This window comes from Dysgonomonas sp. GY75, from assembly GCF_015234155.1.
GTDB classification, from domain to species: domain Bacteria; phylum Bacteroidota; class Bacteroidia; order Bacteroidales; family Dysgonomonadaceae; genus Dysgonomonas; species Dysgonomonas gadei.
Window position 1 is genome coordinate 1 of sequence record NZ_JADCLQ010000031.1, and the last position, 1,164, is coordinate 1,164.

The 1,164-nt window shown below is 39.1% G+C and carries 1 pseudogene; it reads left to right on the forward strand.

What is annotated here, in order from left to right:
• Positions 1–1,164 (forward strand): annotated as a pseudogene (locus tag IR083_RS11655) (hypothetical protein); the annotation flags it as partial.

Below are 1,164 nucleotides of genomic sequence, written 5' to 3' on the forward strand. Positions count from 1 at the left end.
AGACACATCGGTGTATCGCCAATCATTGTATGATGAGATAATAAACCTGATACATAGTGGCGTAGATGCTACGTTTTTAGAAAAGCAAGGTGGCATTTATGTTCGACGGATAGAGCATATGCCACATGAAGATATATTGCTTCTTCAGTCTGTTGCCCGAATTGTAATAGATGATGAGCAAGGGACATTATTCGACCAAATGGAAGGTAAGTTAACTACAGATGTTCAGACTTCGATATTAAAACCAATACACGCTATTGAAGAGGTCAGTACAACAAAATTTGTACCCAATGATGTTATTTTTTCAAATGGCGTTGGTGGATTTTCTCCCGATGGGCAGGAATATATTATTACATTAAAACCGGGAGAATCGACACCCGCTCCTTGGTGTAATGTATTGGCAAATGAACATTTTGGAACGGTGGTATCTGAGAGTGGAAGTGCTTATACCTGGGGCGAAAATGCACATGAATTCCGTATTACACCTTGGCATAACGATACAATACTGGACTCATCGGGTGAAGCCTTTTATATTCGCGACGAAGAAACCGGACAGTATTGGTCTCCAACACCATATCCCGCAAGAGGAAATACCCCTTATGTTATTCGACATGGTTTTGGCTATACTGTCTTTGAGCATACTGAAAATGGAATAAAATCAGAACTGTGGATGTATGTGGCTTTGGACACATCAATAAAATTCACAATCTTAAAAATAAAGAATCTATCCAATCGTCCGCGGAACTTATCTGTTACTGGCTATTATGAATGGGTGTTGGCAGAGAAAAAATCTAAAAGCCTTTTACATACTCAGACAGAAGTCGATATAGAAACAGGAGCGCTTTTTGCTCATAATTTTTATAACTCAGATTTCGCAGGAAAGATTGCTTTTATAGATGTCAATGAGTCCCGAACAGTGACAGGCGATCGAAAAGAATTTATTGGGCAAAATGGAAGTTTATCTGATCCTGAAGCGATGAAGCATACTCGTCTATCAGGAAAAACAGGAGCAGGCATGGATGCTTGTGGAGTCATTCAAGTTATTTTTAATTTAGCAGAGGGGAAAACTAAAGAGACTCGTTTCAAGTTAGGATTTGCTCAGAATAAAGAGGAGATGAAACAATTAGTCCGCCGTTATCGACAAATAGGATCTTCACAACAAAC